This is a genomic window from Methylobacterium sp. WL6, from assembly GCF_008040095.1.
Classification (GTDB): domain Bacteria; phylum Pseudomonadota; class Alphaproteobacteria; order Rhizobiales; family Beijerinckiaceae; genus Methylobacterium.
In genome coordinates, this window is sequence record NZ_VRVH01000588.1 from 1 (window position 1) to 1,135 (window position 1,135).

Annotated in this window: 1 protein-coding gene; it reads right to left on the bottom strand. The window is 75.1% G+C overall.

The window, feature by feature from the left end; genetic code table 11:
* On the bottom strand, positions 1-1,135 hold a 1,135-nt coding region (locus tag FV230_RS28590), incomplete at both ends, for a mannose-1-phosphate guanylyltransferase/mannose-6-phosphate isomerase (protein WP_246695050.1).

Sequence of the window (1,135 nt, forward strand, 5' to 3'; positions counted from 1 at the left end):
TGCTTCTGCAGCGACAGGCGCCCGCCCGGCGTCACCATGATGCGCTTGACCTGGAAGCGCTCGCCGATGTCGACGCGCTGGTACCAGCCCCAGGGCCGGTACATCCGCCGGTGCGCGTCGGCCTCCGGATGGGCCCGGGCCCGCAGCACCCCGACCAGCTCCTTGACCCGGCCCGACTGCGCCTTCGAGGCGACCAGCACCGCGTCGGGGGTCGCCACCACCACCACGTCGTCGAGGCCGACCACCGTGGTCAGCCCCTCGCCCTCGCTGTGCACCAGGCTGTTGCGCGTGCCCAGGAGCTCGACCCGGCCGCGCACTGCGTTGCCGGCGGCGTCCTGCGGCAGCACCTGCCAGACCGCGTCCCAGGTGCCGACGTCCGACCACGGGAACGACACCGGCAGCACGCCGGCGCGCGTCGTGCGCTCCATCACCGCGTAGTCGATCGAGATCTTGGGCGCCTGCCCGAACGCCGCCGCGTCCAGGCGGACGAAGTCGAGGTCGACGCCGGCCCGCTCCAGCGCCGCGCGGGCGGCGGAGAGCACCGCGGGCGCGTGCGCCTCGAGCTCGGCCAGCATCAGGTCGGCCCGGAACAGGAAGTAGCCCGAGTTCCACAGGGCGCCCTCCGCGATCAGCGCGGCGGCGCCCTCCGCATCCGGCTTCTCGACGAAGCGCGCCACCGCGAAGGCGCCCTCGGCCTCCGGCAGCGCCCCCCCGCGGCGGATGTAGCCGTAATCGGTCGCCGGGCGCGTCGGCTCGATGCCGAGCGTCATGGTGTAGCCGGCCCGCGCGCCGACCGCCGCCGTGCGCACGGCGGCGGCGAAGGCCGGCACGTCGCCGATCACGTGGTCGGCGGCCATGATCAGCACCACCGCCTCCGGGTCGGCCTTGGCCGCGTGCAAGGCCGCCACCGCCACGGCGGCGGCCGAGTCGCGCCCCTCCGGCTCCAGGATGATGTCGGCGGACATCCCGGCCTGGGCCAGCTGCTCGGCGACGATGAAGCGCGACTCGGCCGCCGCGATCACCGCCGGCCGGGCGAAGACCGCCGCGTCGCCCACCCGCCGCGCGGTGGCCTGGAACGTCGATTCCGACGCGTCCACCAGCCGCGCGAACTGCTTCGGCATGCTCTCGCGCGATA